The organism is Dysgonomonas gadei ATCC BAA-286 (assembly GCF_000213555.1).
Taxonomy (GTDB): Bacteria; Bacteroidota; Bacteroidia; order Bacteroidales; family Dysgonomonadaceae; genus Dysgonomonas; species Dysgonomonas gadei.
On record NZ_GL891983.1, the window covers coordinates 208,560 to 233,048 of the forward strand.

Annotated in this window: 27 protein-coding genes; 3 read left to right on the plus strand and 24 right to left on the minus strand. The window is 39.8% G+C overall.

Annotated features, from left to right (window positions below; all coding sequences use genetic code 11):
* Positions 1-3 precede the first annotated feature (3 nt).
* The 7 genes from HMPREF9455_RS10935 to HMPREF9455_RS10965 all read right to left on the minus strand — a co-directional run bounded on the left by HMPREF9455_RS10935 (position 4) and on the right by HMPREF9455_RS10965 (position 4,598).
* Positions 4-603: an aminotransferase class IV gene (locus tag HMPREF9455_RS10935; protein WP_006799753.1), complete on the minus strand. Its 600-nt coding sequence runs from the start codon at positions 601-603 to the stop codon at positions 4-6.
* Positions 600-1,577 (minus strand): aminodeoxychorismate synthase component I, encoded by a 978-nt coding sequence (locus HMPREF9455_RS10940; protein ID WP_044215998.1) that lies wholly within the window; start codon positions 1,575-1,577, stop codon positions 600-602. The genes HMPREF9455_RS10935 and HMPREF9455_RS10940 overlap by 4 nt, the downstream gene beginning before the upstream one ends.
* Before the next feature lie 74 nt (positions 1,578-1,651).
* The gene (locus HMPREF9455_RS10945; protein ID WP_006799755.1) at positions 1,652-2,032 is read right to left on the minus strand and encodes a hypothetical protein; all 381 of its coding nucleotides are present in this window, start codon (positions 2,030-2,032) and stop codon (positions 1,652-1,654) included.
* Positions 2,019-2,399: a phage holin family protein gene (locus tag HMPREF9455_RS10950; RefSeq protein ID WP_006799756.1), complete on the minus strand. Its 381-nt coding sequence runs from the start codon at positions 2,397-2,399 to the stop codon at positions 2,019-2,021. The genes HMPREF9455_RS10945 and HMPREF9455_RS10950 overlap by 14 nt, the downstream gene beginning before the upstream one ends.
* Positions 2,389-2,592, minus strand: a complete 204-nt coding sequence (locus HMPREF9455_RS10955) for a YtxH domain-containing protein (RefSeq protein WP_006799757.1) — start codon at positions 2,590-2,592, stop codon at positions 2,389-2,391. The genes HMPREF9455_RS10950 and HMPREF9455_RS10955 overlap by 11 nt, the downstream gene beginning before the upstream one ends.
* Positions 2,593-2,824: 232 nt before the next feature.
* Complete coding sequence (miaB, locus tag HMPREF9455_RS10960) at positions 2,825-4,195, minus strand: tRNA (N6-isopentenyl adenosine(37)-C2)-methylthiotransferase MiaB (RefSeq protein WP_006799758.1); 1,371 nt, start codon at positions 4,193-4,195, stop codon at positions 2,825-2,827.
* 121 nt (positions 4,196-4,316) lie between these two features.
* Positions 4,317-4,598, minus strand: coding sequence for a hypothetical protein (locus HMPREF9455_RS10965; protein ID WP_006799759.1), 282 nt, complete (start codon positions 4,596-4,598; stop codon positions 4,317-4,319).
* A gap of 275 nt (positions 4,599-4,873) precedes the next feature.
* On the opposite strand from HMPREF9455_RS10965, the gene HMPREF9455_RS10970 reads away from it, so the two are divergent.
* Both HMPREF9455_RS10970 and HMPREF9455_RS10975 read left to right on the plus strand, forming a co-directional pair.
* Positions 4,874-5,677, plus strand: coding sequence for a metallophosphoesterase family protein (locus HMPREF9455_RS10970; protein ID WP_006799760.1), 804 nt, complete (start codon positions 4,874-4,876; stop codon positions 5,675-5,677).
* A 28-nt stretch (positions 5,678-5,705) separates the two neighbouring features.
* Complete coding sequence (locus HMPREF9455_RS10975) at positions 5,706-6,305, plus strand: hypothetical protein (protein WP_006799761.1); 600 nt, start codon at positions 5,706-5,708, stop codon at positions 6,303-6,305.
* Between the two features lie 70 nt (positions 6,306-6,375).
* On the opposite strand, the gene HMPREF9455_RS10980 is transcribed toward HMPREF9455_RS10975, so the two are convergent.
* The 16 genes from HMPREF9455_RS10980 to HMPREF9455_RS11055 all read right to left on the minus strand — a co-directional run bounded on the left by HMPREF9455_RS10980 (position 6,376) and on the right by HMPREF9455_RS11055 (position 22,867).
* Positions 6,376-8,448, minus strand: a complete 2,073-nt coding sequence (locus HMPREF9455_RS10980) for a dipeptidyl-peptidase 3 family protein (protein WP_006799762.1) — start codon at positions 8,446-8,448, stop codon at positions 6,376-6,378.
* Positions 8,449-8,473: 25 nt separating this feature from the next.
* Complete coding sequence (locus HMPREF9455_RS10985) at positions 8,474-8,959, minus strand: DinB family protein (RefSeq protein ID WP_006799763.1); 486 nt, start codon at positions 8,957-8,959, stop codon at positions 8,474-8,476.
* Positions 8,960-9,205: 246 nt separating this feature from the next.
* Positions 9,206-10,078 (minus strand): pepsin/retropepsin-like aspartic protease family protein, encoded by an 873-nt coding sequence (locus HMPREF9455_RS10990; protein WP_006799764.1) that lies wholly within the window; start codon positions 10,076-10,078, stop codon positions 9,206-9,208.
* A 157-nt stretch (positions 10,079-10,235) separates the two neighbouring features.
* Complete coding sequence (locus HMPREF9455_RS10995) at positions 10,236-11,357, minus strand: universal stress protein (RefSeq protein WP_006799765.1); 1,122 nt, start codon at positions 11,355-11,357, stop codon at positions 10,236-10,238.
* A gap of 76 nt (positions 11,358-11,433) precedes the next feature.
* Complete coding sequence (locus HMPREF9455_RS11000; protein WP_006799766.1) at positions 11,434-11,688, minus strand: hypothetical protein; 255 nt, start codon at positions 11,686-11,688, stop codon at positions 11,434-11,436.
* A gap of 78 nt (positions 11,689-11,766) precedes the next feature.
* Positions 11,767-12,462 carry a phosphatase PAP2 family protein gene (locus HMPREF9455_RS11005; protein WP_006799767.1) on the minus strand — a complete coding sequence of 232 codons (696 nt, stop codon included), beginning with the start codon at positions 12,460-12,462 and terminating at the stop codon, positions 11,767-11,769.
* A gap of 25 nt (positions 12,463-12,487) precedes the next feature.
* Positions 12,488-13,312, minus strand: coding sequence for a tetratricopeptide repeat protein (locus tag HMPREF9455_RS11010; protein WP_006799768.1), 825 nt, complete (start codon positions 13,310-13,312; stop codon positions 12,488-12,490).
* Positions 13,313-13,318: 6 nt separating this feature from the next.
* Positions 13,319-15,154 (minus strand): BatD family protein, encoded by a 1,836-nt coding sequence (locus HMPREF9455_RS11015; RefSeq protein WP_006799769.1) that lies wholly within the window; start codon positions 15,152-15,154, stop codon positions 13,319-13,321.
* Positions 15,155-15,336: 182 nt separating this feature from the next.
* A complete protein-coding gene (locus HMPREF9455_RS11020; protein WP_006799770.1) occupies positions 15,337-16,188 on the minus strand; it encodes a BatD family protein in 852 nt (283 codons plus the stop codon).
* On the minus strand, positions 16,188-16,985 hold the full coding sequence (locus HMPREF9455_RS11025; RefSeq protein WP_006799771.1) for a tetratricopeptide repeat protein: 798 nt from the start codon (positions 16,983-16,985) through the stop codon (positions 16,188-16,190). Before HMPREF9455_RS11025 ends, HMPREF9455_RS11020 begins: the two co-directional genes overlap by 1 nt.
* Before the next feature lie 336 nt (positions 16,986-17,321).
* A complete protein-coding gene (locus tag HMPREF9455_RS11030; protein ID WP_006799772.1) occupies positions 17,322-18,344 on the minus strand; it encodes a vWA domain-containing protein in 1,023 nt (340 codons plus the stop codon).
* 93 nt (positions 18,345-18,437) lie between these two features.
* Entirely contained in the window at positions 18,438-19,421 is a 984-nt protein-coding gene (locus HMPREF9455_RS11035) for a vWA domain-containing protein (RefSeq protein WP_044216068.1), read from the minus strand.
* A 13-nt stretch (positions 19,422-19,434) separates the two neighbouring features.
* The gene (locus HMPREF9455_RS11040; protein WP_006799774.1) at positions 19,435-20,493 is read right to left on the minus strand and encodes a hypothetical protein; all 1,059 of its coding nucleotides are present in this window, start codon (positions 20,491-20,493) and stop codon (positions 19,435-19,437) included.
* 79 nt (positions 20,494-20,572) lie between these two features.
* A complete protein-coding gene (locus HMPREF9455_RS11045; RefSeq protein ID WP_006799775.1) occupies positions 20,573-21,442 on the minus strand; it encodes a DUF58 domain-containing protein in 870 nt (289 codons plus the stop codon).
* 23 nt (positions 21,443-21,465) lie between these two features.
* A complete protein-coding gene (locus HMPREF9455_RS11050; protein ID WP_006799776.1) occupies positions 21,466-21,831 on the minus strand; it encodes a four helix bundle protein in 366 nt (121 codons plus the stop codon).
* Positions 21,832-21,874: 43 nt separating this feature from the next.
* A complete protein-coding gene (locus HMPREF9455_RS11055; protein WP_006799777.1) occupies positions 21,875-22,867 on the minus strand; it encodes an AAA family ATPase in 993 nt (330 codons plus the stop codon).
* A gap of 281 nt (positions 22,868-23,148) precedes the next feature.
* On the opposite strand from HMPREF9455_RS11055, the gene HMPREF9455_RS11060 reads away from it, so the two are divergent.
* Positions 23,149-23,835: a DUF4328 domain-containing protein gene (locus HMPREF9455_RS11060; protein WP_006799778.1), complete on the plus strand. Its 687-nt coding sequence runs from the start codon at positions 23,149-23,151 to the stop codon at positions 23,833-23,835.
* On the opposite strand, the gene HMPREF9455_RS11065 is transcribed toward HMPREF9455_RS11060, so the two are convergent.
* Positions 23,815-24,447 (minus strand): MarC family protein, encoded by a 633-nt coding sequence (locus HMPREF9455_RS11065; protein ID WP_044216073.1) that lies wholly within the window; start codon positions 24,445-24,447, stop codon positions 23,815-23,817. The genes HMPREF9455_RS11060 and HMPREF9455_RS11065 overlap by 21 nt on opposite strands.
* Positions 24,448-24,489 lie beyond the last annotated feature (42 nt).

Below are 24,489 nucleotides of genomic sequence, written 5' to 3' on the forward strand. Positions count from 1 at the left end.
GCTCTATATAAGATCGGATGTATCAAGACTTACATTATCTTCAAGGTCTATCATGGCATTGATTATGTATAGCCTTGAATACTCTTTTATATCCTCTGCTTTGATCTCTTTCTCTTGTATAACGCCCTGCTCTAGCAATAGCCGGCGTTTAGTTCCCGCCAGCAGATAAGAAGCAGGTGTGTATAGGCCCGAATCATTTCTGAACACGACATTACTGAATGATGTGTCGGTTATGCAACCATTCTTTACAATTAAAATATCATCACAATCGTATTTTTGGGAGAGAAGATTATCTATATTGTGCCTGTCCGCATATTTAAAAGAGTAGTCGATACTATCATCAACAACCAATTTAAGTTTTCGGATTATTCTGAACTTATAATATTGATATTCAAGGCCCATCACATGGTCTGAATATATTATACGGCATTTTACTATTCCGTTCCTGTATTCGGGTGGAATATCGCCTTCCGATAAGTCAACTGAAGTCGGTTTTGCGAAAAAGGTCTTTGACGTACGAAAAATACGTTCCTGATGAAAAGGCAGGTTGTAGAACTTACCGTCCAGTATTTTTAATGCTTCGGTAAAAACAGGTTGTCTCATATTATTGGTAAATAGATCTTACTTAGTACCTCTTTATATTCGCTCTCACAATCACTATAGGCAGTTATACCTCCCCCACTCCGGAAATAGTACCGGCCATCGAACTCTTCTATGAAACGTATCATTACCGCCGTATCGAGTTCTTTACCGTCATAGTAGCCGAATATTCCGGTATAGTATCCACGGGGGTCGCTCTCAGCCTCTCTGATAATATCCAAGGTTGCCGGTTTTGGTGCGCCTGATATAGACCCGGCGGGAAGCATCCCGAAAATGATATCACCTAAGTTATCAGCATTATTATCCTGCAACCGTCCTGTGATTTCGGAGCTAACCTGTAAGATGTCAGTCTTGTTAGTCTTTATCCGGTCTATATACCTGAATCTGCTGACTTTTACATTATCGGCTACAATACTCAGGTCGTTGCGCAACAGGTCTACTATCGTATTGTGTTCCGCCGTTTCTTTATAGTCGTTCAGGATTATCCGCGCGGCGTCGGGAATAGAGGCATCTATCGTCCCTTTCATCGGGTTGGTAGATATAATCCTACCCGATATTTTCACAAACCGTTCAGGTGAAAAACAGACGAAACGTCCGGGCAATAGCAGTTTATAAAGAGCATCACTATATGCAAAAATATCTGGGAATGATAGATTGGTAGATATTGGTGTCTTTATAGTCAGATTAGTCAGATAAGAATAACCTTTTAATAAACCTTGGTGGACAATATCGAATTTCGCTTTATAGACACCATAAGTAAGAGGGTTCATACTAAATTGTATATCGTTTTCAATTGCTTTTTTTACAGGAGAATTACCCTGCCCTCTTACATCGAATAATATCTCTGTCTGCGCGAGAGGATTCTGTAAAATAAAGCCTTCGGTCAGGTCAAAGTTAACAGCAAAGAGAAATGGCCGTTTCTCTTTACCATACACATTCATTTTGTGCTGTATATCATTGATTTTTTTTGTAAACATTTATCTATGAACAAAAAACAAGAAAACGGCTCTTCGCCACTCCCTTGTCTCCTGTTATTTCTTTTTCGATTGAATTAATCATCGTCTTCGTCACAGTCTCTCCGCCTTTTCTTTTTCTTTCCCGAGAAAATAGACTTTATCTTTTTGACAACAAAACGCAGCAGCATCGGTTGCACGATTTCCCATACAATAGGATAATATGCCATCAGACTACCCAGCAAGCCACTGTGTGCTACACCTCCAGCATCTTCGGTATCTTTAGATTTCTCTTTGGGCCCGAATCCGAATTGGCGAAGTATCGTATTCATCGCGCTCTGAAAAAGGAGAGGGCCTGCGTTATCGGAAAGGTACGTCCAGTGTTCACCCAGACGCTCTTCACTCTCAGCGCACTCACGCCTTGCTATTGCTTTTTCCTGACGGAGTTCTTCTAATGGTGTTAATTTATTTCTCATCATTATCCTCCATTCCTCTGAAAAAGTTTATAGTAGCATTCAGGATAGATTCTTTTATCTTTCTCCTGAACAGAAAAACTACGAATAAGACGAATAAAGAAAACAGGGCCATAATACCGAATCCGGCTGCCAGGCTACTTAGAAGTTCTCCTATAAAAAATGCCAGCCCGATGAGCAGGAAGAACATGAGTACAGCGATAATAGACAGAACTATTAAGCCATATCCTACTGCAGAAGCCGAGATACTCAACTTCTCAAAAGCATCCAGCTTAAACAGCCGAATTCTTTTGTTGATATAGCTTAATAGTTCTAATTTGATTTCTTCAACCAGAGTATTTAAGCTTTTGTCTGTTTTCTGGTCATTCAACATCGTTTCTCAACTCATCTATTTTTTCCCGGCCTCTGCCTGCTGCATGTTTTACATTGCCTTTTACTTTATCTACAAGGCTGTTTATATCTTTTAACCATTCTTCTTTCTTATCAGAAGCTGCAACATAGCCTACAGCAGCACCTAATGCCGCACCTATGGCTAAAAATAATAAATTAGAGCCAGTTTTATTCATAATTCTTTAAATTTTTAAATTAATCCTTTTTTCTATAACAAATATTTCCTTTCTATGTTTTCCAAAACGGACATCTAATATAGTTACTTTTTGAAAAAGCAGGAAAAATCTTTAATAAAAATAACTAAACTATGTACATATTTCAGGGTTACAGAGCTATTTAGCCTCCTCATAAGTAAAACAACGAAAATAAGTTAGAAATTAAAAATGTATTATTAGTTATATCTATAACTTATATGGCTTCGCCAAATAATGTAGCCGAAGTATTCCCTGTAATTCTGACAGTAACAAAATCTCCGATACGATGGCTGCCCTTATCAAAGATAACGACTTTATTTTGAGAAGTACGTCCAAACAGTTGTTCTTTCGAACGTTTGGAGAATCCTTCGACCAATACTTCAAATACTTTGCCGATATCTCTTTTATTACTTTCGAGGGAACATTCGTTCTGTAATTCTATAATTTCCTGCAAACGCTTTATTTTAACATCTTCGGGCACATCATCTTCCAGCTTCTTAGCAGCAAATGTTCCCGGACGTTCCGAGTATTTAAACATAAAGGCCGAATCGAAGCATACTTCTCGCATCAAGGACAGGGTTTCCTGTTGGTCCTCTTCAGTTTCGGAATGGAATCCACACATTATATCCGTAGAGAGCCCGCATCCCGGAATGATCCGTTTGATAGCCTCGATACGGTTCAGGTACCATTCTCTGTCGTACTTACGCTTCATTACATTTAGCATACGGCTGCTTCCCGACTGTACAGGAAGGTGGATAAATTTGCAAAGATTGTCATACTTCGCTATCACTTCCAGCGTTTCATCAGTCATATCGGTAGGATATGAGGTGGTAAACCTGATGCGCATTTTTGGGGCTTCAAGAGCTACAATTTCGAGTAAACGGGAAAAGTCTACCACCGTACCATCTTCGTTCTCATAGCGGTACGAATTTACATTCTGCCCCAGCAAAGTTACTTCCTTAAAGCCTTTATCTCGTAAGTCGGCAACTTCGTTCAATATACTTTGAGGCAAACGGCTGCGCTCGCGTCCTCTGGTATAAGGCACAATGCAGTACGAACAAACCTTATCACATCCGCGCATAATGGATATAAAGCCCGAAATATGATTTCCTCCGATTCGCAAAGGTATTACATCCTTATACGTTTCGGTTTTTGATAAAACAACATTGATTGCTTTTTCACCACTTTCGGCGGCACCCACCAGATTAGGCAGGTCGAGGTAAGCATCAGGGCCCACTACCACGTCTACATGATGCTTGTCGTGCAGTTCTTCTTTCACCCGCTCTGCCATACATCCGAGAACCCCGATGATCATATTGGGCTTCTTCTTTCTCTTAAGGGCATTGAAATAGTCGAGTCGCTGGATAACCCGTTGTTCGGCATTATCACGAATCGAACATGTGTTTACAAATACAGCATCGGCGTCTTCGAGCTTATCTGTCATGGTATAACCATCCATCTGCATTACAGACGCAACAACCTCGCTGTCTGCCACATTCATCTGGCAGCCATAGGTTTCGATGAACAGTTTTTTATCTCCGGTTTCGGTCGTGGATTTAAAGTCCAGTCCTTTTTCGTTGTTCATAGAAATAAAATTTTAATAAATAATAAAATAAAAACGATTTATCTCAAATCGTTTCAGTATGGCAAAAGTACAAAAAAAACGGAACACCGCATAAGTATCCCGTCCAAGCTATGTTAAATCTCTACTTCTCCTCTTCTACGATAAACCAACGTGTGCTATCTTTCTCGCGGGTAGCTGCTTGTCCCGGCTGTAAATCGGGCAATTTGCGGAGAGCCGGTTCCATTTCCAGTATTTCGTCTACAGATACGAGATAGGCGTCTTCATCATCAGTCACATCCTCTTCACCGAAGAGCTGCCAGTCTCCGTCTTCATCATATAAGACGAAGGTTACGGGCGAACCGTTAGTCAGTACATAGCTGGTCGTTAATACCGATTTATTTTTTTGTTCTTCTTTTAATTTCATTTCTTATTATTTTAGAATAAAGATAGGAATTATAATCCGATAATACTTCGTTCCCATAATCCTTTATAAGAAATATGACCGATGCCCGGATTTCCTTGTTTATGCTGTCCTTGTTAAGATAATATATCTTCAACCATTTGATATGTTAACAAAATTGATATTTTAGTTAAAATAAGTCTAAAAAAGTGCTTATAGAAGCATGTTTTCTACTTACCGGACACTAAAACCTATTTTTACACGTAACCTTGCACCTGCTTTACCATTATTAAATTTTTATGAAGAAAATATATATCTTCTTATTTACCCTTCTTACTTTCACTGCATGCGAGATGATAGAATATCATCCCTATGACGGGCGTATAAAAGGGGAAACAGGAATTAATGCAAAAAATATTGCACGTATAGAAGAAGCGTGTAAAGGTAAGAAATCGATCCGCTTTGTAATGACAGGAGATACGCAACGGGCCTATGATGAAACAGAAGATTTTGTGAAAACTATAAATAAACGGAACGATGTCGATTTCGTTATTCACGGCGGAGATATTTCTGACTTTGGCCTCACTAAAGAGTTTCTGTGGCAGAGGGACATTATGAATAAACTGAAAGTGCCTTATGTGGTACTTCTGGGAAACCATGACTGTCTCGCTAACGGTATAGATATCTTCCATGAAGTATTCGGTGAGGTGAACTTTTCGTTTCTGGCAGGCAACACTAAATTTATCTGTCTGAATACAAATGCCCTTGAATTCGACTACTCGCATCCTGTTCCCGATTTCCAGTTCATAGAACAGGAATATAAGGACGAAAGGGAAGAATATGAAAAGACGATATTTGTAATGCATGTACGCCCTTATTCGGAACAGTTCAATAATAATGTAGCCAATGTTTTTCAACGATATATAAAGGAATTCCGAAAATTGCAGTTTTGTCTGAATGCACATGACCATTGGGCGCAGGTAGACGACCTGTTCAACGACGGGGTGATGTATTATGGCACACCAAGTGTGGCCAAACGCGAATATTTACTGCTGACAATTAAGCCTGACGATACATACGATTATGAAGTTATTGAATTTTAAATATAAATTACATTTGAGCATTCTTGTAATGCTTCTTATTATAACAAACGCACTTCCTGCCCAAAACGGCTATGACAGACGCATTGAGAAATATAAATCGCAATGGGAAAACCTTATCCCGAATTATACCAAAGTGCAGTATGCCGGTGGAATGGGACTGATATCATTAGGTCTGGGATGGGATTACGGAAAAAACAATCAGTGGGAAACAGATATGTTCTTTGGATATCTGCCTAAATATTCGACCAAGCGTTCCAAGATAACATTTACTCTGAAGCAGAACTTTATCCCGTGGAAAAAAGATTTGAACAGACATTTCTCAATAGATCCCCTGGCTACCGGACTCTATGTAAATACTATCTTCGACGGGGATTTCTGGGTAAGTGAACCTGACAAATATCCAAACAGCTATTACTCGTTCTCTACAAAGATGCGTTTCAATATCTATCTGGGACAACGGATCACGTATAATATCCCGCCGGACAAACGCTTCTTTGCCAAGTCCCTCACCTTGTTCTATGAGATAAGCAGTAATGACCTGTATATAGCCAGTGCTTTTACCAACAGTTATCTGGGCCCGAAAGAATATTTAAGATTATCATTCGGCCTGAAAATGCTGATGTTCTGATACAAAAAGTCCTGACAGATAAACTTGTCAGGACTTTTTTATATTTATTTTCTTAATTCCGGATTCCGATTCAATCGTTATAGGTAGGCAATGTCGAAAACTCTTTCGAGTAGCGCATCATCTGTTCGGCATATCCTTCGGTATAAGAGATTTTGACATCGGTAATCTTACCATCTTTGTCCTGTACCAATTGGAATACCGGATTGACAAAACCTTTATATGGTTTCATATTCAAAGTCTTGTAACGCTCCAGCACTTCTTTATGCAATTTCTGATCAACTTTTACCGCGTAATTCGCTACAATAGCTTTTGCACCATTAAAATCGCCTTCCGATTTGATTCGCTGGATTTCGGCAAGTAAATCGCCGAATAATGTACGCAATTTGGTGTAATCGTTTACTACAACATATGTTTTGCCGTCTCTCACCTTATATTCGACAACATTATCCGCTTTTCCTTTTTCATAAACCCACTTGGCTATCAACTGACGGTTGCGCATATGCGCCTCCTCTATGTCTTTACCCGGTTCGATACGTACAAGCTGCGTCATCAGTCCATTCATCATAAACTTGTAGTATTCGGCTTTGTAAGCGTCCGCATTTGGGATAATGCCCAGTTCTACAAGTTTGGCATCGGCAAGGAAGTACAACCCGAACAGGTCGGCACGGGCTTCTTCGATGGTGGAACTAAATTCGCCCAATGCATTCGGATCGACTTCAGGCAGTAATTTTCCCGAACCATGTCCCAGACATTCGTGCAGGTCGGTATGCAAGACATCAGTAATAAAGCCATATTCCTTTATTATATTTACTTCGGCGTCAGACCACATAAACTCTTCACCAAATCCGGTATGCGCGCCAGCTGCGTCGTATGCTTCCATGATATTTTCTATTGTCACCGACTTGGAGCCATGATCTTTGCGTATCCAATCCGCATTCGGCAAATTGATGCCGATAGGCGTTGCTGGATAGCAATCTCCGCCAAGTTGAGCTACGGTGATTACTTTGGCAGATACGCCTTTTACTTTTTCCTTTTTGAAGCTCTTATCCACAGGCGAATGGTCCTCGAACCATTGTGCGTTTGAACTGATGATCTCAGTACGTTTTGTCGCCTCTACATTTTTGAAATTTACAATAGATTCCCAACTGGCCTTGATACCAAGAGCATCTCCATAAACTTCCGTGAAACCATTTACAAAATCGACCTGTGAATTTAAATCTTCAACCCATGCCACAGCATATTGATCGAACGTTTTCAAATCACCGGACTTATAGTATGAAATAAGTTTTGAGATCACATTCTTTTGCGCGTCATTTTCGGCTACAGCCTGTGCTTTTTCGAGCCAGAAAACTATTTTTTCGATTGCAGGCGAATACAAGCCGCCGACTTTCCAAACCTTTTCTATCAGTTTCCCGTCTTCTTTTTCCAAACGGCTATTTAGCCCGTAAGATATAGGCGTAAGGTCGGTCGTATCTTTCATTGCCCCGTAAAAATCCTGAACCTCTTTCTGGGTAACTCCTTCTCCATAATAATTATTGGCAGAAGTAAGGATAAGGTCTCCTCCCGACTGGTTCACTTTCTTTGCCATTACCTTAGCATCGAACATGACAGGGGTAAGCATCTTTATAAAATCATCTACGGACTGGCCTTCCTTTACCGGAACAAGTTCCGCCGATAAGTTTTTTACCTGCTCTGCAAAAAATTCTTTAGAAAAGCCCGGCAGGAATTTTTCTTCTCCGTAGTGATGGTGTATCCCATTGGAGAACCACACACGCTTGAGATATACTTCAAACTCTTTGTAATCAGCCGAGCTCTTATCTCCTTTATAATTTCCATAGATAGCCTCCAGCGTGCGGCGGATGGCGAGGTTAAACCGATTGTTCTGGTCGAAAAGAATATCGCGTCCTTCGACAGCAGCCATAGAGAGGTAATAAACCAGTTCTTTTTGCTCCAAAGTCAGATTGTTGAATCCGGGAACGTAATAACGCAGGATTTCGAGGTCGGCAAAAGCATCTACCTCATATTTGAAATCAGCTGGGACAGTGTCCGCTTCAGCCTGCTTCTCCGGAGCTTTTTGCCCCCCTCCGCAGCCGGCAAACATCATTGATAATCCGGTCATAGTTATTAATATTGTTTTCTTCATTCAATTATATAATTTAAGTTCTTATCTATTGCCTGCCGGCTAACTCTTCTATCTCACCCATATGCAGGTGTAAATGACCGAGGTAACCATTCACCATATTTTCCAGAGAGACTATATTCCCCTCAAAATCAGTCCATGTATTCCCTAATTTAGATGTATCTATATTCTTTATCACCTGAATGATATGAAGATTATAATACTTCCATAAACCGACAAGGCTTATCCAATCCGATTTCTGGTAGTTCTGTATGGCTATCCAGAGGTCGTTATCCTGTGTATAATCAGGGAATACAAGATTAGAGCTGTATTGTAAACGCACCATTCTCTGCTGATTGTTAGATGCTGAATCTATCAGGTGTCCGATCAGTTGCTTTATTGTTCTGTTTTGGGCATTTCGTCTCTCTGATATCGCTTCAAGAGGAAGATTCAGCAACTTTTTCTCCCACTCTCGTATTACCTGACTGATACCATCAATGATAATTGAGAAATCTGCATTTGGTGATGTTTCCATTACGATCAATGATTTTTTTTAAGTAACTGTAAAATTACTGTTTTTTTGGAGTTTGATGTAATGATTTACTTTTAATTAAGATAAAGACTTTTCTCAAACTTTATCTATAAGAAGTAAGCTGATGATTGTTAGTTATTGGCTGAGAGTTCTTTGATGTATTGATTAGCAGATTTGAGAGTTAGCATATTAGCAAATGAATGAAAAAGTGTAACCTTTGTTACCTTTTATATATTATCAGATTGACCATCAATCGGAAGCTGAAGGTTTAAGGTATAGGTTATTTTTTCGGAAGTCGAATATCACTGAAAAGTATCTGAAGAACTGGTTCCCCAAAAGGCCTATATACATATCGTTCTCTTTGAAGACAAACCATTCGGAATCGGTAAAAATCACATCTTTGCCTTTAAGCATGCTATTACCTACGGTGATGGTATCTGCACTCATTATATTTACTTTAGTCCGATTGCTATCCAGGTTTTTAGCACGTCCTTCATTGGTTTTACCTGTATCCAAACCGCATTTGGAAAGTACATTGTGAGCAAAGAATAACGTTCCGTTCAGGCCTGTATCTATCCAGCAATTCCCTTCTATGATCTTTCCGCCAATGGTTACTGTAGTAGGGATGAGCAGCCTGCGCCCTCTGTTCTGAAATTTTATACAGTCATACCCCTTCAGACTATCCAGTTCAATAGGTTTCAGTTCCCTTATATATTGGTCTTTATAGGATATCTCGAGTATGCGCCTGTTGAAAAAATCCCAGCCCAGCAATACACAATCCTCACCGTACCAATGCAGGAACTGGCTTCCCGGACTCATAAATGTAGCATCCATTGTCTTTGTCCAGTCACCCACATTGAAACGAATGCGCTCAGATTTTTTTCCGGCTTCTTTATCTGCTCTTAAATATTCGGGCACAGCCAATCCCCATGCCCCTATATCGAGAAGAGCTTTCATCGGTACTGAGTCGTTAATAAAACCGTCCAGAATAACATTATTCTTGAAACTATGGAAAGGAATTGCACCTTTAGGTATTACATCCGGAACAGAATCGGCACTATATACAGAAGCTTTTACCGAACACAAAGATAGTATGCAGACTAAGAAAGCCGATAGTCTCATAAAGGAGGTTTATTTACTGAGAAAAAAATCCGTGTGGAACGTAATCATAGGGGATAAGTAGATGTATCGTTTTATAGGGCTAGGTATTAAGTGTAAAATCTATTCGCTAACATCAAAGATAACGAATAGATTTATACGATATTATATATTTAGCATTTTATCCTCTTAGTACCAACAAAGGTGTATCGGAGTGAAACAGCATCTTACGCGAGATACTCGGACTAAACATACGGGCAAAGATATTCCGCTTACTGGTGGTCAGGGATAATATCTGTATTTTGTCATTCTTTATATATTCGTCGAGGCTTTTGAGCATATCATTGGTATCGATCAACTTATAGTCTAGATTTAGCCCCGGATATTGCTTACTGAAGTAGTCTTTGATTCCGGCAAGTTTTATTTCGTCCCATCGATCACCCTTCTTAACGGCTATATGGGTGAGTACGATCTGTACATCGCTATATGGCTGCAAGAGTTTTGCCAGCAAATCGAATGAAATCAAATCCCTCTGGCTGAAGTTTGTAAGGAATGCCATTTTCTTCACTTCCCTCAAATCCGAAAATGGTGTGTTTTCCGGAATTGCAACTAATGGAACGTGAGTCATTTCTATTACCTCAGCCGTTACGCTGCCAATAAGATCGGCATCTTTCTGATCCTTACCTCTGGTTCCCATAAGTATCAGTGTCGGCTTATACTCTTTGGCAAAGGTCACTATCTCTTCTTCGGGCAAGCCCTCTCGCAATACATAGGAATAGTTTACCGAAGGGAACTCTCCTTCCGAAACCTTCTGGTCTATTGTATTACATAGTTTCTGGATATTTTCCTTTACTTTCTCTATAATATTCTGGAATTCCTTCTCTTCCTTTCCCTGATAGGCAAATGCTTCGGCCATGGGCAAGGCTGTGGGATAGTATGGATTGAAATACACATGAAGTATCTTTACTTTCGCGTTGAGATCACGAGCCAGGTTAAAGGCTATTTTACATGCTTTAAGCGAATAATCGGAGAAATCGACCGGTATAAGGATGCGCTTACGCCCGTCATCAGTCCTGTATGTTTCTTCCTCATCGTAGCTGAATAAGTGACGACTCTCCACTACGCTCAGGGCTTTGGGCAGATCGGATTCTTTGATACGGATACGAACGCCGGGCGATACTCCCGGATTATCCAAATCCACATCATTGATATGGACTTCAATATTCTCACTTTCCAATACGCCTTTTAATATCTGGGCTTTTTCGTTTGTGTGAATCGCAAGTGTTACCAGTTTATCTCCCATTGCTGTATATATTTATTGTTGTTGTACTGATTTTAAAAGAGATGAACACTTGTGGCATTCATCTCTGTATTTTTTCTTAAGCTTCCTTCGCTTCCATCATTTCTAAAGCCATATCCAAAATAGTAGTATCATCGAGTGAAACATAACCTCCGTCCGGCCCGGGTTCTATATGTACACCACAACTTTGCCCTTTTTCGTAACTATATCCTCCGAAGTAGTTCCAAACTGTTTCTACAGGGATTTGTAAAGTATCAGCTATCTGATGTATGCTTCCATCCGGTAAATTGTCCTTGATTTTGCGAAGCTCTGAAAATGTAATAACTCTAGTCATACTCTCTAAGTTTTAAATGGTAAATGATTAGGAATATGTTCTAAAGTTATAAAATTCTTTTTTGAAAAACAATGGATTTTACGAAGGAATATCAAATATTGCGCTATATATAGCAATTGATACTACCGTAAGTAATATTGCACCGACTAATATCTTTGCTCTTTCTTTGCTATAGACAGGCGTTTTAACCTCCTCTTTAGGAACTTTCAGAATATGCCGGCGAGAGGTTAAATATATATAATACACTAAAAAGCCTATTAAAGTACCCCAAACAGCCCCTCCAACAACATCGGAGATAAAATGGACTCCCAGATAAACGCGGGAATACGCTGTTATGGTCGCCCATATTATCATTGTAATAGTGAGATACCTATAGCGGAACAATAGGGAAGTGAAAGCCACTACTCCGAAACCGTTGGCAGCATGATTGGAGATAAACCCGTAACGTCCTCCGCGATATCCTTTTACTACTTCCACAAAGGCCTCAAAATCGGGGTGATGTGTGGGGCGCAATCGCTCAAAGTAGGGCTTGATAAGATTTGCCGAAACAAAGTCACAAAGAAGCCCGACTAATGTAGCACAGAGCAATAACAAAAGAGCCTCTTTCCATTTTATCTTATATACAAATACGGCCAAACCGGTTATAGCTAATGGCAACCATATTAGTTTACCGCTATATATCCACATAAATGTGTCCCAATAATCTGTATGATGCTCGTTGAGCCATAGAAATAAATTCCGTTCGTATGGCAATATCTTTTCTACAAGGCTCATCTGGTGTTTTTCATTTTAAGACAAATTATATTATTTCCAGCTTGTCGCGCTGAATCCAGCCTACACTGCCGTTATCTATTTCTATTTCGAGCCAGTTACGATCTTCTTTTGTTATATATACTTTTGTTCCTGAGTGTAATATGAAGAGTTCTTTGCTGTTAATATCGGGAGAGCTGACCACAGATGCCGAACCGGCCATAATAACGGCTGTATCCCTATGCTCGATCTTATTCTTCTGACCGAAAGAGAATACGTTTGCAAGTATAACAATAACCAATGCAACGATTCCTATATAAAAGGCTGTTTTCTTCATTGAAACATAACGACTAAAGAAGAAGACCGATAAGCATCCCATCAGCAGAAGAAACGAAACCACTGCTATGACGGCCCAGGTATTCGAACTGAACAAATTCTGAACAGCCCTGAACCATATGCTGAGAAAGAATGTATCGGCTACCAATATCTTATCCTCTATTTTGGTAGACAGATATTCAATATTATGACGTGTATCCCGGTCTCCCGGATCAAGTAACAAGGCCTTTTCATAGTTCAGACGGGCATGAGCAAAATCATTCACTCTGAAATAAGCATTACCTAAGTTATAATATAATTGAGCAGACTCCAACCCCTTTTCCAATTGCTCAGTCTTTTGAGCTTCCAGTATTTCAATAGCCTTACGGAAATCGCCTTCATTGTAAGCTATTGTAGCCGGATCGGAAGACGTTTCGGATTGCTGCTGGCTTACTTTAGCGATTGCCAGCGAATCACTCACAACCGAGATTGAATCCTGTGCATAAGCAACAGAATATATAGCGAATATGAACAGGCAAGATAATATGATTCGTTTCATCAGACCTTATTTTATTTTCTTAATTGTACTTTCCATTTTACCGATAGCATCTACTGTATTATTGTAGAGATCATCCATTGCGTGCCCCGATTCGGACGGAGCATAACGGGCAAATTCCCCTGTATCCAGTATATTAATAAACTGGCTTATAAGATCATCTCCCACACCGTACTTCAATAATTCAATTTCAATATTCTCCCTGTTCAGGTCTGCAACCGGAATCGTCAGCTTGTCACTCAGATAACCCCATACTGCACGCAGGATTTCTTCATAGAAACTATCTTTCTGTTGCATCTGCAAATATTTTTTAGCCAACTTAAGGCGCTTAGTCGCCACCTTATTCGCTTTCTTGGTACGCATCATCGCGATATCGGCATTCGCCTTTATCTGTTTCCTGTATGCTATCGTAAACGCAATAAACAACACTAACGGAATAAGATACCACAGAAGATATGAAAGGGAACCTACAAAGAAACTCTGAGGATCTGTAAATGAATAGCTTCCTGTTTTAAGATAACGGATATCCTGCTCCATTTCAAGCTCTTTCTGACTCGAATAACTGGTAGACACATTCTTTCCCGCATTCGGATCCTTATCTACATCCAGCGTATATGACGGGGACGAAACAGTCTTATAAGCACCGGTTCTGGTATCGAAGTAGGAAAATTCGATGGCAGGTATTGTAAATTTACCCGGATAACGGGGTATAAACATATACTCTATTGATTTTGTACCCGACAGCCCATTCTCGGTTAACTTAAAATCATTCTTTACATTCGGATCATAAGTTTCAAAATCTTTCGGGAACTTGACTTCAGGGTTCTTTATAAGCTTCAGATTCCCTGTCCCTGTTATATCCAGCTTGATAGTAACAGCGTCGTTTGCCTTAATCTTTTCTGCGGATATGGACGGTTTGAAAGAAAAGTCTCCCACTCCTCCCGAAAAATTAGCAGGCTTGTTTTGTATCGGAAGTGCGGATACATCGACTGTAACAGGTGTTGTCTTCAGTGTTTTTTTAGCCTCGGTCATTACTTCCTGAGGGCCGAAAAACGTCTGTACCTTTTTACCCGAAGCCACTTCGAATACAATTTCCATTGTGCCCGACGGTATCGTCATTTTACCCGACCGCTGAGGGAATAAGAGCGTTTTCTTTACATCTACGGTATAATAGTTTCGTCCGTTATAATGCTCCAGAGCCATTTGGCGATTTGCCGGAAGCTCGAAATCCTCTGTCATGAAGCCTTCGAATTCAGGAAATTGAATTTTCCCTACATCCCTTATATTCAGTACTGTGTAGAAACGGAATGTTACAGTCACCGCTTCCTGTTCTTTCACCTTAGTTTTAGAGAATATCGCCCTTACGAAAGCATCATTCGGATTGACATTTCCGGCGGTAGAAGAAGATGTTGTCGGCTTTACCTGCTGCCCGGGCTGTTGCGGCTGAGCGTTCTTATCGGGAGGTAAGACTTTTATCTGGGCAGTATTCGATTTATAATTGCTGCCGCCTACTTTTACTGATGCTGAAGGTAAGGTAAAGGTCCCTTCTTCTTTAGCCAACAATAGATATGTATAGGTTATATTACTCTCCGAGGTCACTTTCCCGTTGATATTCGAAGAACTGTACATTTGCGAAACAGATGGCCCGTAAAGGACATCAAAACCCTTTATCTCATCCGGCACATGGATTTCCCTGCCTTCGCCACCTTTCAACACATACTGCAACTGTATTTGCGCACCCTTCACTGTAGAAGCAGGGGCACTAATAACAAAGGTGATGTTATCAGCACATATCTTTGAAATGCTTATGAGTAATAATGTCAATAAAATCAGATACTTTTTCATTACTCTATTTACTCTTTTTCGTTAGGTCTATTTTTTTATTTAGAATACAAAAATAATAACTTTAAGGTCTCAGACCTACTTATTGGCTACACTTTGTGCCATCAAACATCGTTCGTTCATTACAGTATAACATTGATCGAAAATCATAACTTTAAAGTGTAATATTGAATACCAACGTTTATTTATATTGCTTTCAGGTCTTGCACCCGTATTATTACGGGCTCTATCATTAAAGACTTTTCACTTCTGATCGTCTCATCATACACGTCTCCCCACATATCTCGTACTCTTCTGCCTGTCGGGGTAGAATATTCTACCGATATCTGCCCTTCGGGAATAGTCATCTGTCCCTGATTACGTGGCTGAAGTATTAAGCGCCTAAGTTCGACTACCTTATAGGTCTTACCATTCACAACTTCATCTGTAAAAGTTTGACGCGAACGTGTTATATTGGTTGTATAAAAATCTTTCACAACAGGAAAATCCGCACTTATTATACGCTTAATTTCTTTAGTTGTATATAACCTGTATGTAAGCGTCAATGTATCTGACAGGCTTACATTTGTTCGGGATACTGTTGTCTTTACAAAAGCATCGACTTCGTCCGCTACATCTTTTGGCGATTTCACTTCTACTTTGACAGACTCCGCTTTATACTTCTTGCTGTTTACCGTTATTTCAGCTCTGGGCAATGTATATTTCCCGTCTTTAGAGGCTTCCAGATAATAGGAAGATGTAGTCGTGTAGATTGTTATTCGTTTACCGTTATTAAAACGGACCGCCCTCGTCGATGATACAGACGGGCCGTATAATATGGTGAAACCCTCCATATTCTTTATTATTACCGGCTCTCTTATATCATTATCACTTTCAACTACATAGTCGACTCTGAACTGTTCCCCGATAAATACTGTTTCGGGAGCTTTGACATTTACCTTAATACTTTGGCCGACAGCCACCGACAGAAAAGGGAATAGTAATACAACTGACAAGCAGAACCGACAAATTGAATAGCTATATCCTTTTCTCTTCATTACCAGTCTTTATTTTGCTTTCTGTTATTTTCGTTCTTTTGTTTTCGCTCCTGAGCTTTGGCCTGTTTTACACGTTCCTGTGTTTCTTTCTCGTCTTGTTCCAAAGCCTGAAGTATCTGTTGCATATTTTGCTGCGACATTTGGTTCTGATCCTGCTTCTGGTCTTGCTTATCTTGCTTAGGGTCCTGTTTCGGATCTTGCTTAGGGTCTTGTTTCGGATCTTGTTTTTGATCCTTATTTTGGTCTTGCTTATTATCTTTATTCTGGTCTTTGTCCTGATCTTCTTTATCTTTTATCATTTTCTGAACCACTGCCAGGTTGTACCGGGTTTCTTCATCTTTAGGATTCAGGCGTAAGGCATTTTTATAGGCTTCCATCGACTGCTTCAGATTATCCGCTTGCTGTCCTCCACCCTGCTGAGGTTGTCCTCCCTGAGCCATCTGCATTTGCTGTCCTTTTTCATTTCCTTTCTTTTTCAGGAATGTATTACCCATATTGCTCCAGGCTGAACTCATCTTTGTTTGATCTTCATTCTCCAAGGTCAGATAATGCTGGTATTCTTTTAGTGCATCATCCCATCTCTGCTGCTTATAATATGTGTTTGCCAGATTGAAAGAAGCTTCTTTCGAACTTGCATTTTCTTTCAGCGCATTGCTATATTCGCTCTCAGCCGCGCCATATCGTTGTTCATTATATGCCTTGTTCCCTGTCCGCACAGCTTTTCTAACCCCCTTCTGGGCAGATAGGCTGATAGTTACAAATGCTAATAATGTTATGAATACAATCTTTTTCATCATCTCGTTCACATTCTCTATTAAGAATACTTTTTTACTTATTTATGCCAATTAGTAATTGAAAAGGTAATAAAGGTAACAGTTTTTTCAGTCAACAGTCAACAGTTAGCAGTTAACAACTTGTATCTCGTATCTTGTCTACTCGTATCTCATATTACTTTCAACTTAGTACTTATTACTCATTACTTAAAACTTACTACTTGTTAAAAGGTAACAAAGGTTACACATTGTTATATTTTTACACATTGTTACTTTTTATCGATAACACGCTTGTTATCTGTATATATAGATAAAATTATATAAATAAAGTAACATCCGGCATTTAAATACTGATTCACATTATCTAAACAACCTGATATTCCGGAATATCCTGTTCTTCTTATCAAACACACATATCTCAAGTAGAAGCAGAGCCAGCATAACCCAAGCGAAAATCTGATATTTTTCGTCATATTCGGAGTATGCTATCCCATCTATTTCTTTTTTTTGCAATTTCTCCAACTCCGATTGCAGACTTTTCAGCGCACTATTGGAATTATCGGCATGTGCATAAAGCCCTTTTCCTGCTTTTGCTATCTGGCGGCACATCTCTTCATTCAGCTTTGTCACAACCGGCTGCCCCTGAGTATCACGCTTCATATTGTTAGAACCCGGTGAAACCGGAATCATCGCACCTTCCGTTGTACCTATACCCACAACATTCACATGCACACCCTGATCAGCTGCGCGCGCGGCTGCTCCCTCAGCATCGCCTTCATGCCCTTCTCCATCGGTAATCAGGACAATAGCTTTGTCTATATCCGTATCGTTAGAAAAACAACTCATGCTGATATCTATTGCACTGCCGATCGCTGTTCCCTGAACAGGCACAAGACTGGGGTCGATCGTTTCCAGAAACAATTTCGCAGACTGGTTATCTGGAGTAAGCGGCAATTGAATAAAAGCCTCTCCGGCAAATACGACTATAGCCACTTTGTCATCCCTGCGCTCATCGATAATACGGGTCAGCATTTGCTTTGCTTTAGCTAATCTGCTCGGTTTTATATCTTCAGCCATCATCGAATTAGATACGTCGATGGCAATAACCAGTTCTATTCCTTTCTTGTCTACCTTCTCCACTTTTGTTCCAAACTGTGGACGTGCAAGGACAACTATACCGAAACCTATGGCGACAAGTATAAGCCAGAATTTCAGATACGATCGTTTCAATGAAAGTTCGGGCATCATTCTTTTTACCAAGGCAAGTGTACCCAGTTTCTCCACACTTTTTCTCTTCCTTATATTCAGAAAGATAAAACCTATTACAAAAACAGGTATGGCAAAAAATAAATACAGATATTCAGGATTCGCAAACTTAAACATATTTCTTATACAAGTTATGAGTTATAAATTATAAGTTATGGGCTTTGTCGCCTCGCGCCAGTCTTAATTCTTAACTCTTAATTCTTAATTATTTTAAGGTATATTCCTCAACCATGTCCGACGAAGAACCAACTCCAACCCTACCAGAGCCAAAGCAAAAATGGCAAATGGCATGTAAAGTTCTTTACGCTTGGTTACAGTGTTTACACTTATATGAGTTTTTTCCATTTGGTCTATTTCATCGTATATCGCACTCAGGCTGGTATTATCCGTCGCACGGAAATACTGTCCCTTAGTAATGGCCGCGATTTCTGTCAGTGTGCGCTCATCGAAGTCGCCTGACACCTGCATGGTCTGCAAGCCGTAAGGTGTCATTATCCTTGCTGTAGACGTCCCTCTGGAACCAATCCCTATGGTATAAACACGTATATCATAAGACGCCGCCAGTTCAGCTGCCGTTAAAGGTGCAATTTGTCCGGCATTATTAGAACCGTCTGTTAAAAGTATTACAACCCGCGATTTGGACTTACTGTCTTTCAACCGGTTTACAGAGTTGGCTAAACCCAGCCCGATGGCAGTACCATCCTCTATCATTCCGAATTTAACTTCTGTGAGTAAGTTCAACAATACCTTGTGATCCGTTGTCAGCGGGCATTGAGTAAAACTTTCTCCTCCGAATATGACCAGACCGATCCTGTCGTTAGGCCTGTCATTTATAAATTCTGCGGCAACCTTCTTTGCCGCTTCGAGGCGTGTAGGCGAAAAATCCTGCGCCATCATCGTACCCGAAATATCGAGAGCCATCACAATATCAATTCCCTCAGAATTTGATACATCCGAAGAATTGACACTTTGCGGACGTGCCAGAACGATTATAACCAGTGCGATCGCAATCACCCGTAGCAAAAACGGAAAGTGTCGCAAATAAACTCTAATTGTAGAAGGTGCTTTCTCAAAGGCAAAGCCTGAAGACATCTTAAATGTAGCCTGCATCTTCCTCAACTTAATGATGTACCACACAATCAGCGGTATCAGCAATAAGAGTAAGTATAAGTATTTCGGATTGGCATATACTATATCCATCATATCTTTAGCTTTGTTTTTTATCTTCTTTGTTTTCTTTTTCTTTCGGTGCCTGACTCTCCGTCAAGCTATCCTTTTGCTCTTCCAGTGTCTGGCGCTCTTCTATCTTAGTCTGATTGACGAACAGGTAAGCATTTACCAAACTCAGGTCGTTCTCGTCGGCAAACGGAGTGTATTTGGCAAACTTAACCAGATCGGCTAGTTTCAGTATCTGCGACAAGCCATCTGTAGCCGATTTTGTATCAGTAGCCAAATGTACCGAAGCAATGATATCATCCGAGATCATTTCCGGCGCATCTATGCTGAAGCGTTTATCTATATATTCACGAAGAATATCTGTAAGTTCGGTATAATATTCCTTCTCCTGCCCTTTCTGCCAAAGTTTAGACGTTTTCAGCTTATCCAGTCCCTGTAATGCGACCACATGAGGAGGCAAAACAATTTTCGGGGTAAAGAAATACCCTTTGTTCCTCTTCCGTATATAGAAGTAAACAGCAAGCCCGATAAGCGCAAGGATCAATAGTATAATCAGAGGTATATACAAATATTCAAGATAGTCCTGCCATACAAACGGCGGATCTTGCACTGTTTTTATATCCGATATCTGAAGCTTCTCGAAGTCTATGGAATCAGTCTGATGATTCTTCAATTGCTCGAGATATGCTAAAGACTGCTCCGATAATTGCGGCGCGGAAACTTTCAGCCCAAAATCGTTTGTACGAAGCGTATCCACACCATCTATCACCTGCATGTAAGGTACATGGTATAGTGTAGAATCGAACGAAGTCACAACATATTTCTGACTGATAGTCATCACCTCTGTCATTACCGTATCCGGTTTCAGCATTTTCAACACCTCGATTCCAGTAATCAGGGTATCCGGATAAAGAGGGAAAATAATATCCCGCCCTTTTGGAGCAATAACCTCTACATTAATGATTGCCTGTTCCCCGATCAGGATATCCGACGGCTGTATTGTTGCCCTTACTGTCGACTTCTGCGCCGATAGCGAAAAACTCAGGCAGCAAAGCAAGCCAAGCAATAGTATATTTTTTAGTTTCAACATATTTTCAATGAGTAAATTAGCATATATGCCAATTAGCAAATTTCAGTATATATAATTGGTGCATTTTCAAATTTACATTTTAGCTTCTCTTCTTAAACAAGGCCATTAAAGCCTTTACATAATCTTCATCGGTACGGACAGAAACATTATCTACCTTACTCCGGTTAAACGACGTCTGCATATTCTCCTGCTGCTTTTTCCACCAATCCTGATATACCTGACGTACTCTCTTGGACGAAGTATCCACCCAACGTTCTGTCCCGGTCTCCGCATCCATCACTTTCATAAGCCCCACGCTAGGAAGCTGCGTTTCAAGACTGTCATAAACCTGCAAAGCAACTATGTCGTGTTTACGATTGGCTATTGTCAGGGCATTATTATAATCCTGTATATCTATAAAGTCGGATATCATAAATGTTGTGCAGCGTTTTTTGATAACATTCGTCAGATATTTAAGAGCCATTCCCACATCGGTTTTGGCACTGTCTGCCTGAAAGTTTATGAGTTCCCGGATAATATAAAGTATATGCTTCTTACCTTTCTTAGGAGGTATGAATTTTTCTATCTTGTCGGAAAAGAAAACCACCCCGATTTTATCATTGTTCTGTATGGCAGAAAAAGCGAGTGTTGCGGCAATTTCCGTAACCATATCGCGCTTTAGTGAATTCCTTGTTCCGAAATCCTGACTGGCAGACACATCCACAAGAAGCATAACTGTCAGTTCCCGCTCCTCTTCAAATACCTTAATAAAAGGTTTGTTGTATCGGGCTGTCACATTCCAGTCTATGTCGCGGATATCATCTCCGTATTGGTATTCACGCACCTCTGAGAAGGCCATCCCCCTGCCTTTAAAAGCTGAATGGTATTGTCCTGCAAATATATTGCGGGACAAACCACGGGTCTTTATTTCAATCTGACGTACTTTTTTTAATAATTCGCTTGTTTCCATTTTGGTCAGTTAACAGTTATCAGTTAACAGTCAACATTTTTATTAATACGGGTTACTTTCAATATCGAATATATCATTTTAGCAATTTCATCTGCATCGGTAAAGATGTCTTCAAAATTTTCCGGAGCGATATATCCTGTATCTTTAAGTAAAGATAACCAGTATTTAGTTTCCAATATTTCTTTGTATGCTATGCTCATTTTGGCAGAAAAATCCAAATCGGAGATAGCACCATTAGCTTCTGCTATATTAGCCCCAACAGATGTACCACATCTCAACAGTTGCTTCGATAATATATATTCTTGTTTATCACTCAAATATTTATAAGCTTTTACAATTCTTATGGCAAAAGAATATGCCTTTTCATAAACAAGGCTATTACTTATCATATGCTTAACTTTGTTAACTGATGACTGTTAACTGTTACATGATTTACGGTACTTCAATCTTATTCAAAATTTCGCTAATAATCTCATCGGAGTTCGTATTATTAGCTTCCGCTTCATATGTCAGTCCGATACGGTGGCGCAATACATCGTGGCATACTGCACGGATATCCTCAGGGATAACGTAGCCTCTGCGTTTGATAAATGCATATGCACGTGATGCCAAAGCCAGACTGATAGATGCACGCGGTGATGCTCCGAAACCGATCATTCCTTTTAGTGATGTCAGCCCGTTTTCCTCAGGGAAACGTGTAGCAAATACGATATCGACAATATATTTCTCTATCTTTTCATCCAGATAAACATCTTTCACCACTTCCCGAGCACCAATGATTTCATCCGCTTTCATTACCGGAGTTAATTTCCCATAGTCTCCTGTCAGGTTGTTTCTCAGGATTAATTTTTCCTCTTCTTTCTTCGGGTAATTTATCACTACTTTCAGCATGAAACGGTCTACTTGTGCTTCCGGAAGCGGATAGGTACCTTCCTGCTCAATAGGGTTCTGAGTTGCCATCACCAGGAATGGGGACGGTAATTTATATGTCTTTTCTCCAATTGTCACCTGGCGTTCCTGCATGGCTTCGAGTAATGCACTCTGTACTTTGGCAGGAGCACGGTTTATTTCATCTGCCAATACAAAATTTGAAAATACAGGTCCGTGTTTTACGAAGAACTCTTCGTTTTTCTGGCTGTAGATCATTGTTCCGATAACATCGGCAGGCAATAGGTCGGGAGTAAACTGTATACGACTATACTTAGCATCGATGAGCGAAGCCAAAGATTTTATTGCCAGAGTTTTTGCCAAACCCGGTACCCCTTCAAGCAGGATATGCCCATCAGCTAAAAGACCTATCAAGAGTGATTCTACGAGATGTTTTTGCCCCACAATCACCTTATCCATACCCATTGTGAGAGATTCTACAAATGAGCTTTTACTTTGTATCCTTTCGGTAAGTTCTCGAATGTCAACTTGCGCCATACTGTTATACTATTTTGCGTTTATATTTATTGTTTGATTTTCCTCAATTATAATTAGTAAACTCAGATAACCCCCGATATTTTACGGGCATATCACTCCTATTTTACTAAGCACGACAAAAATAGAAATGTTAAATCTGAAAACCCATAATTCGGAGTTAAAAAAAATTAAGCGGAACGAAGTATTTAAGCCGATAAATTAAATAGGGTATAGTATGTACATTATATCACTTATTTTTATAGTTTTATGTCATAATCGAATCTAATATAAGAAATACACATATGGATGAATTAAGGTCTAACTCCCAAAGAGCAAAAAACGCCATCGCTTTGATATGGATTGTAATGATAACATGCGCAATAACACTTATTTTGGAGATTATCCAATTAATGGTTAGTTATGAAATTATACCCAAAGAATACATTTCTGAAAACACTTTTTTTATAATAGCATCAGTTGTGGGCTATACAGCGATATTGACATTTCTGGCGGTAATAGCATCGGCTATAACATTCATTCAGTGGTTCAGAAGAGCTTATTACAATCTTGAAAAGAAGATGAATAAACTCGAATATTCTAATGGATGGGCAGCCGGAGCTTGGTTTATTCCAATCATAAATCTGTTTGTTCCATACAGGATTATGAAAGAACTATATATAAAAACAGATCAGTACCTTTTATTCAATAGTAAGGAGCCATATACAGAAAGACTGAAAACAGATTATGTAAAAGGATGGTGGACAATCTGGATATTCAGCCTCATATTCGGAAGCATATCATTCAGAATCGAATGGAGTTTTTCTTCCATTGACACCGGTTCCAATTTATTCCTGTCAGTAATAAATTCAGCAATAGAAACCACTCTCTGTATAATCACTATTATAATTATTGAAGATTATAATAAAGCAGAGAAGCTTCTTTTCGAAAAAGAAGAAAAAGAAGACTCCTCAATTGAAAAGGCTCTCTAAAAACGGCCTTATCCCTGCCAGGAAAAACTCAACCGCTATTACCATCACGATTAGTCCCATCAGACGCATCATTACATTGATACCGGTTTCGCCAAACCGTTTTATCAATTTCGATGAACTGATAAGAATGAGATAGGTAACCAGCAGCATAAGACATAGTGCAACTACAAAAGTCACCTTTAGCAATATACTATCCGCGTCTTCCATCAAAACAATAGCATTCGTTATTGCCCCTGGACCGCACAGCATCGGTATGGCAAGTGGTGTAATAGCGATATCTTTAATTGTCTGTTTTATCTCCGACCCTTTAGCCTTAATCGGCGACAACCGGGCATTAAGCATATCGAAACCGACAACGAAGAAAATCGCTCCTCCTACTATCCGGAAACTGTTGACAGATATACCAAATACCCTGAACAGGAACTGTCCGGAGAAAGCAAAGACCAACACAATAATTAGCGAAACCACCACTGCCCGTTTTGCCACAGCAACCCTGTCTTTCGGTTCCATATCGGAAGTAAGCCCGAGAAAAACAGGCATAGCACTAATGGGATTTATAAGAGTAAAGAAAGATGTGAAAACCAATAATCCGTAGGCTAACAATTCGGTCATATTCTTTTTTTTTAGCAAAGATATATCAAGCCTCCGCATATT

Coding starts and splice junctions, on each gene's coding strand:
- HMPREF9455_RS11065 (WP_044216073.1), bottom strand. CDS start 24,447: ATGACCGAATTGTTAGCCTACGGATTATTGGTTTTCACATCTTTCTTT.
- HMPREF9455_RS10985 (WP_006799763.1), bottom strand. CDS start 8,959: ATGGAAACATCACCAAATGCAGATTTCTCAATTATCATTGATGGTATC.
- HMPREF9455_RS10990 (WP_006799764.1), bottom strand. CDS start 10,078: ATGAGACTATCGGCTTTCTTAGTCTGCATACTATCTTTGTGTTCGGTA.
- HMPREF9455_RS10965 (WP_006799759.1), bottom strand. CDS start 4,598: ATGAAATTAAAAGAAGAACAAAAAAATAAATCGGTATTAACGACCAGC.
- HMPREF9455_RS11015 (WP_006799769.1), bottom strand. CDS start 15,154: ATGAAAAAGTATCTGATTTTATTGACATTATTACTCATAAGCATTTCA.
- HMPREF9455_RS11025 (WP_006799771.1), bottom strand. CDS start 16,985: ATGATGAAAAAGATTGTATTCATAACATTATTAGCATTTGTAACTATC.
- HMPREF9455_RS11030 (WP_006799772.1), bottom strand. CDS start 18,344: ATGTTTAAGTTTGCGAATCCTGAATATCTGTATTTATTTTTTGCCATA.
- HMPREF9455_RS11040 (WP_006799774.1), bottom strand. CDS start 20,493: ATGTTGAAACTAAAAAATATACTATTGCTTGGCTTGCTTTGCTGCCTG.
- HMPREF9455_RS10940 (WP_044215998.1), bottom strand. CDS start 1,577: ATGTTTACAAAAAAAATCAATGATATACAGCACAAAATGAATGTGTAT.
- HMPREF9455_RS10970 (WP_006799760.1), top strand. CDS start 4,874: ATGAAGAAAATATATATCTTCTTATTTACCCTTCTTACTTTCACTGCA.
- HMPREF9455_RS11060 (WP_006799778.1), top strand. CDS start 23,149: ATGGATGAATTAAGGTCTAACTCCCAAAGAGCAAAAAACGCCATCGCT.
- HMPREF9455_RS11045 (WP_006799775.1), bottom strand. CDS start 21,442: ATGGAAACAAGCGAATTATTAAAAAAAGTACGTCAGATTGAAATAAAG.
- HMPREF9455_RS10995 (WP_006799765.1), bottom strand. CDS start 11,357: ATGGGAGATAAACTGGTAACACTTGCGATTCACACAAACGAAAAAGCC.
- HMPREF9455_RS11005 (WP_006799767.1), bottom strand. CDS start 12,462: ATGAGCCTTGTAGAAAAGATATTGCCATACGAACGGAATTTATTTCTA.
- HMPREF9455_RS11010 (WP_006799768.1), bottom strand. CDS start 13,312: ATGAAACGAATCATATTATCTTGCCTGTTCATATTCGCTATATATTCT.
- HMPREF9455_RS11020 (WP_006799770.1), bottom strand. CDS start 16,188: ATGAAGAGAAAAGGATATAGCTATTCAATTTGTCGGTTCTGCTTGTCA.
- HMPREF9455_RS11050 (WP_006799776.1), bottom strand. CDS start 21,831: ATGATAAGTAATAGCCTTGTTTATGAAAAGGCATATTCTTTTGCCATA.
- HMPREF9455_RS11000 (WP_006799766.1), bottom strand. CDS start 11,688: ATGACTAGAGTTATTACATTTTCAGAGCTTCGCAAAATCAAGGACAAT.
- HMPREF9455_RS10945 (WP_006799755.1), bottom strand. CDS start 2,032: ATGATGAGAAATAAATTAACACCATTAGAAGAACTCCGTCAGGAAAAA.
- HMPREF9455_RS10950 (WP_006799756.1), bottom strand. CDS start 2,399: ATGTTGAATGACCAGAAAACAGACAAAAGCTTAAATACTCTGGTTGAA.
- HMPREF9455_RS11055 (WP_006799777.1), bottom strand. CDS start 22,867: ATGGCGCAAGTTGACATTCGAGAACTTACCGAAAGGATACAAAGTAAA.
- HMPREF9455_RS10975 (WP_006799761.1), top strand. CDS start 5,706: ATGCTTCTTATTATAACAAACGCACTTCCTGCCCAAAACGGCTATGAC.
- HMPREF9455_RS10935 (WP_006799753.1), bottom strand. CDS start 603: ATGAGACAACCTGTTTTTACCGAAGCATTAAAAATACTGGACGGTAAG.
- HMPREF9455_RS10955 (WP_006799757.1), bottom strand. CDS start 2,592: ATGAATAAAACTGGCTCTAATTTATTATTTTTAGCCATAGGTGCGGCA.
- HMPREF9455_RS10980 (WP_006799762.1), bottom strand. CDS start 8,448: ATGAAGAAAACAATATTAATAACTATGACCGGATTATCAATGATGTTT.
- miaB (WP_006799758.1), bottom strand. CDS start 4,195: ATGAACAACGAAAAAGGACTGGACTTTAAATCCACGACCGAAACCGGA.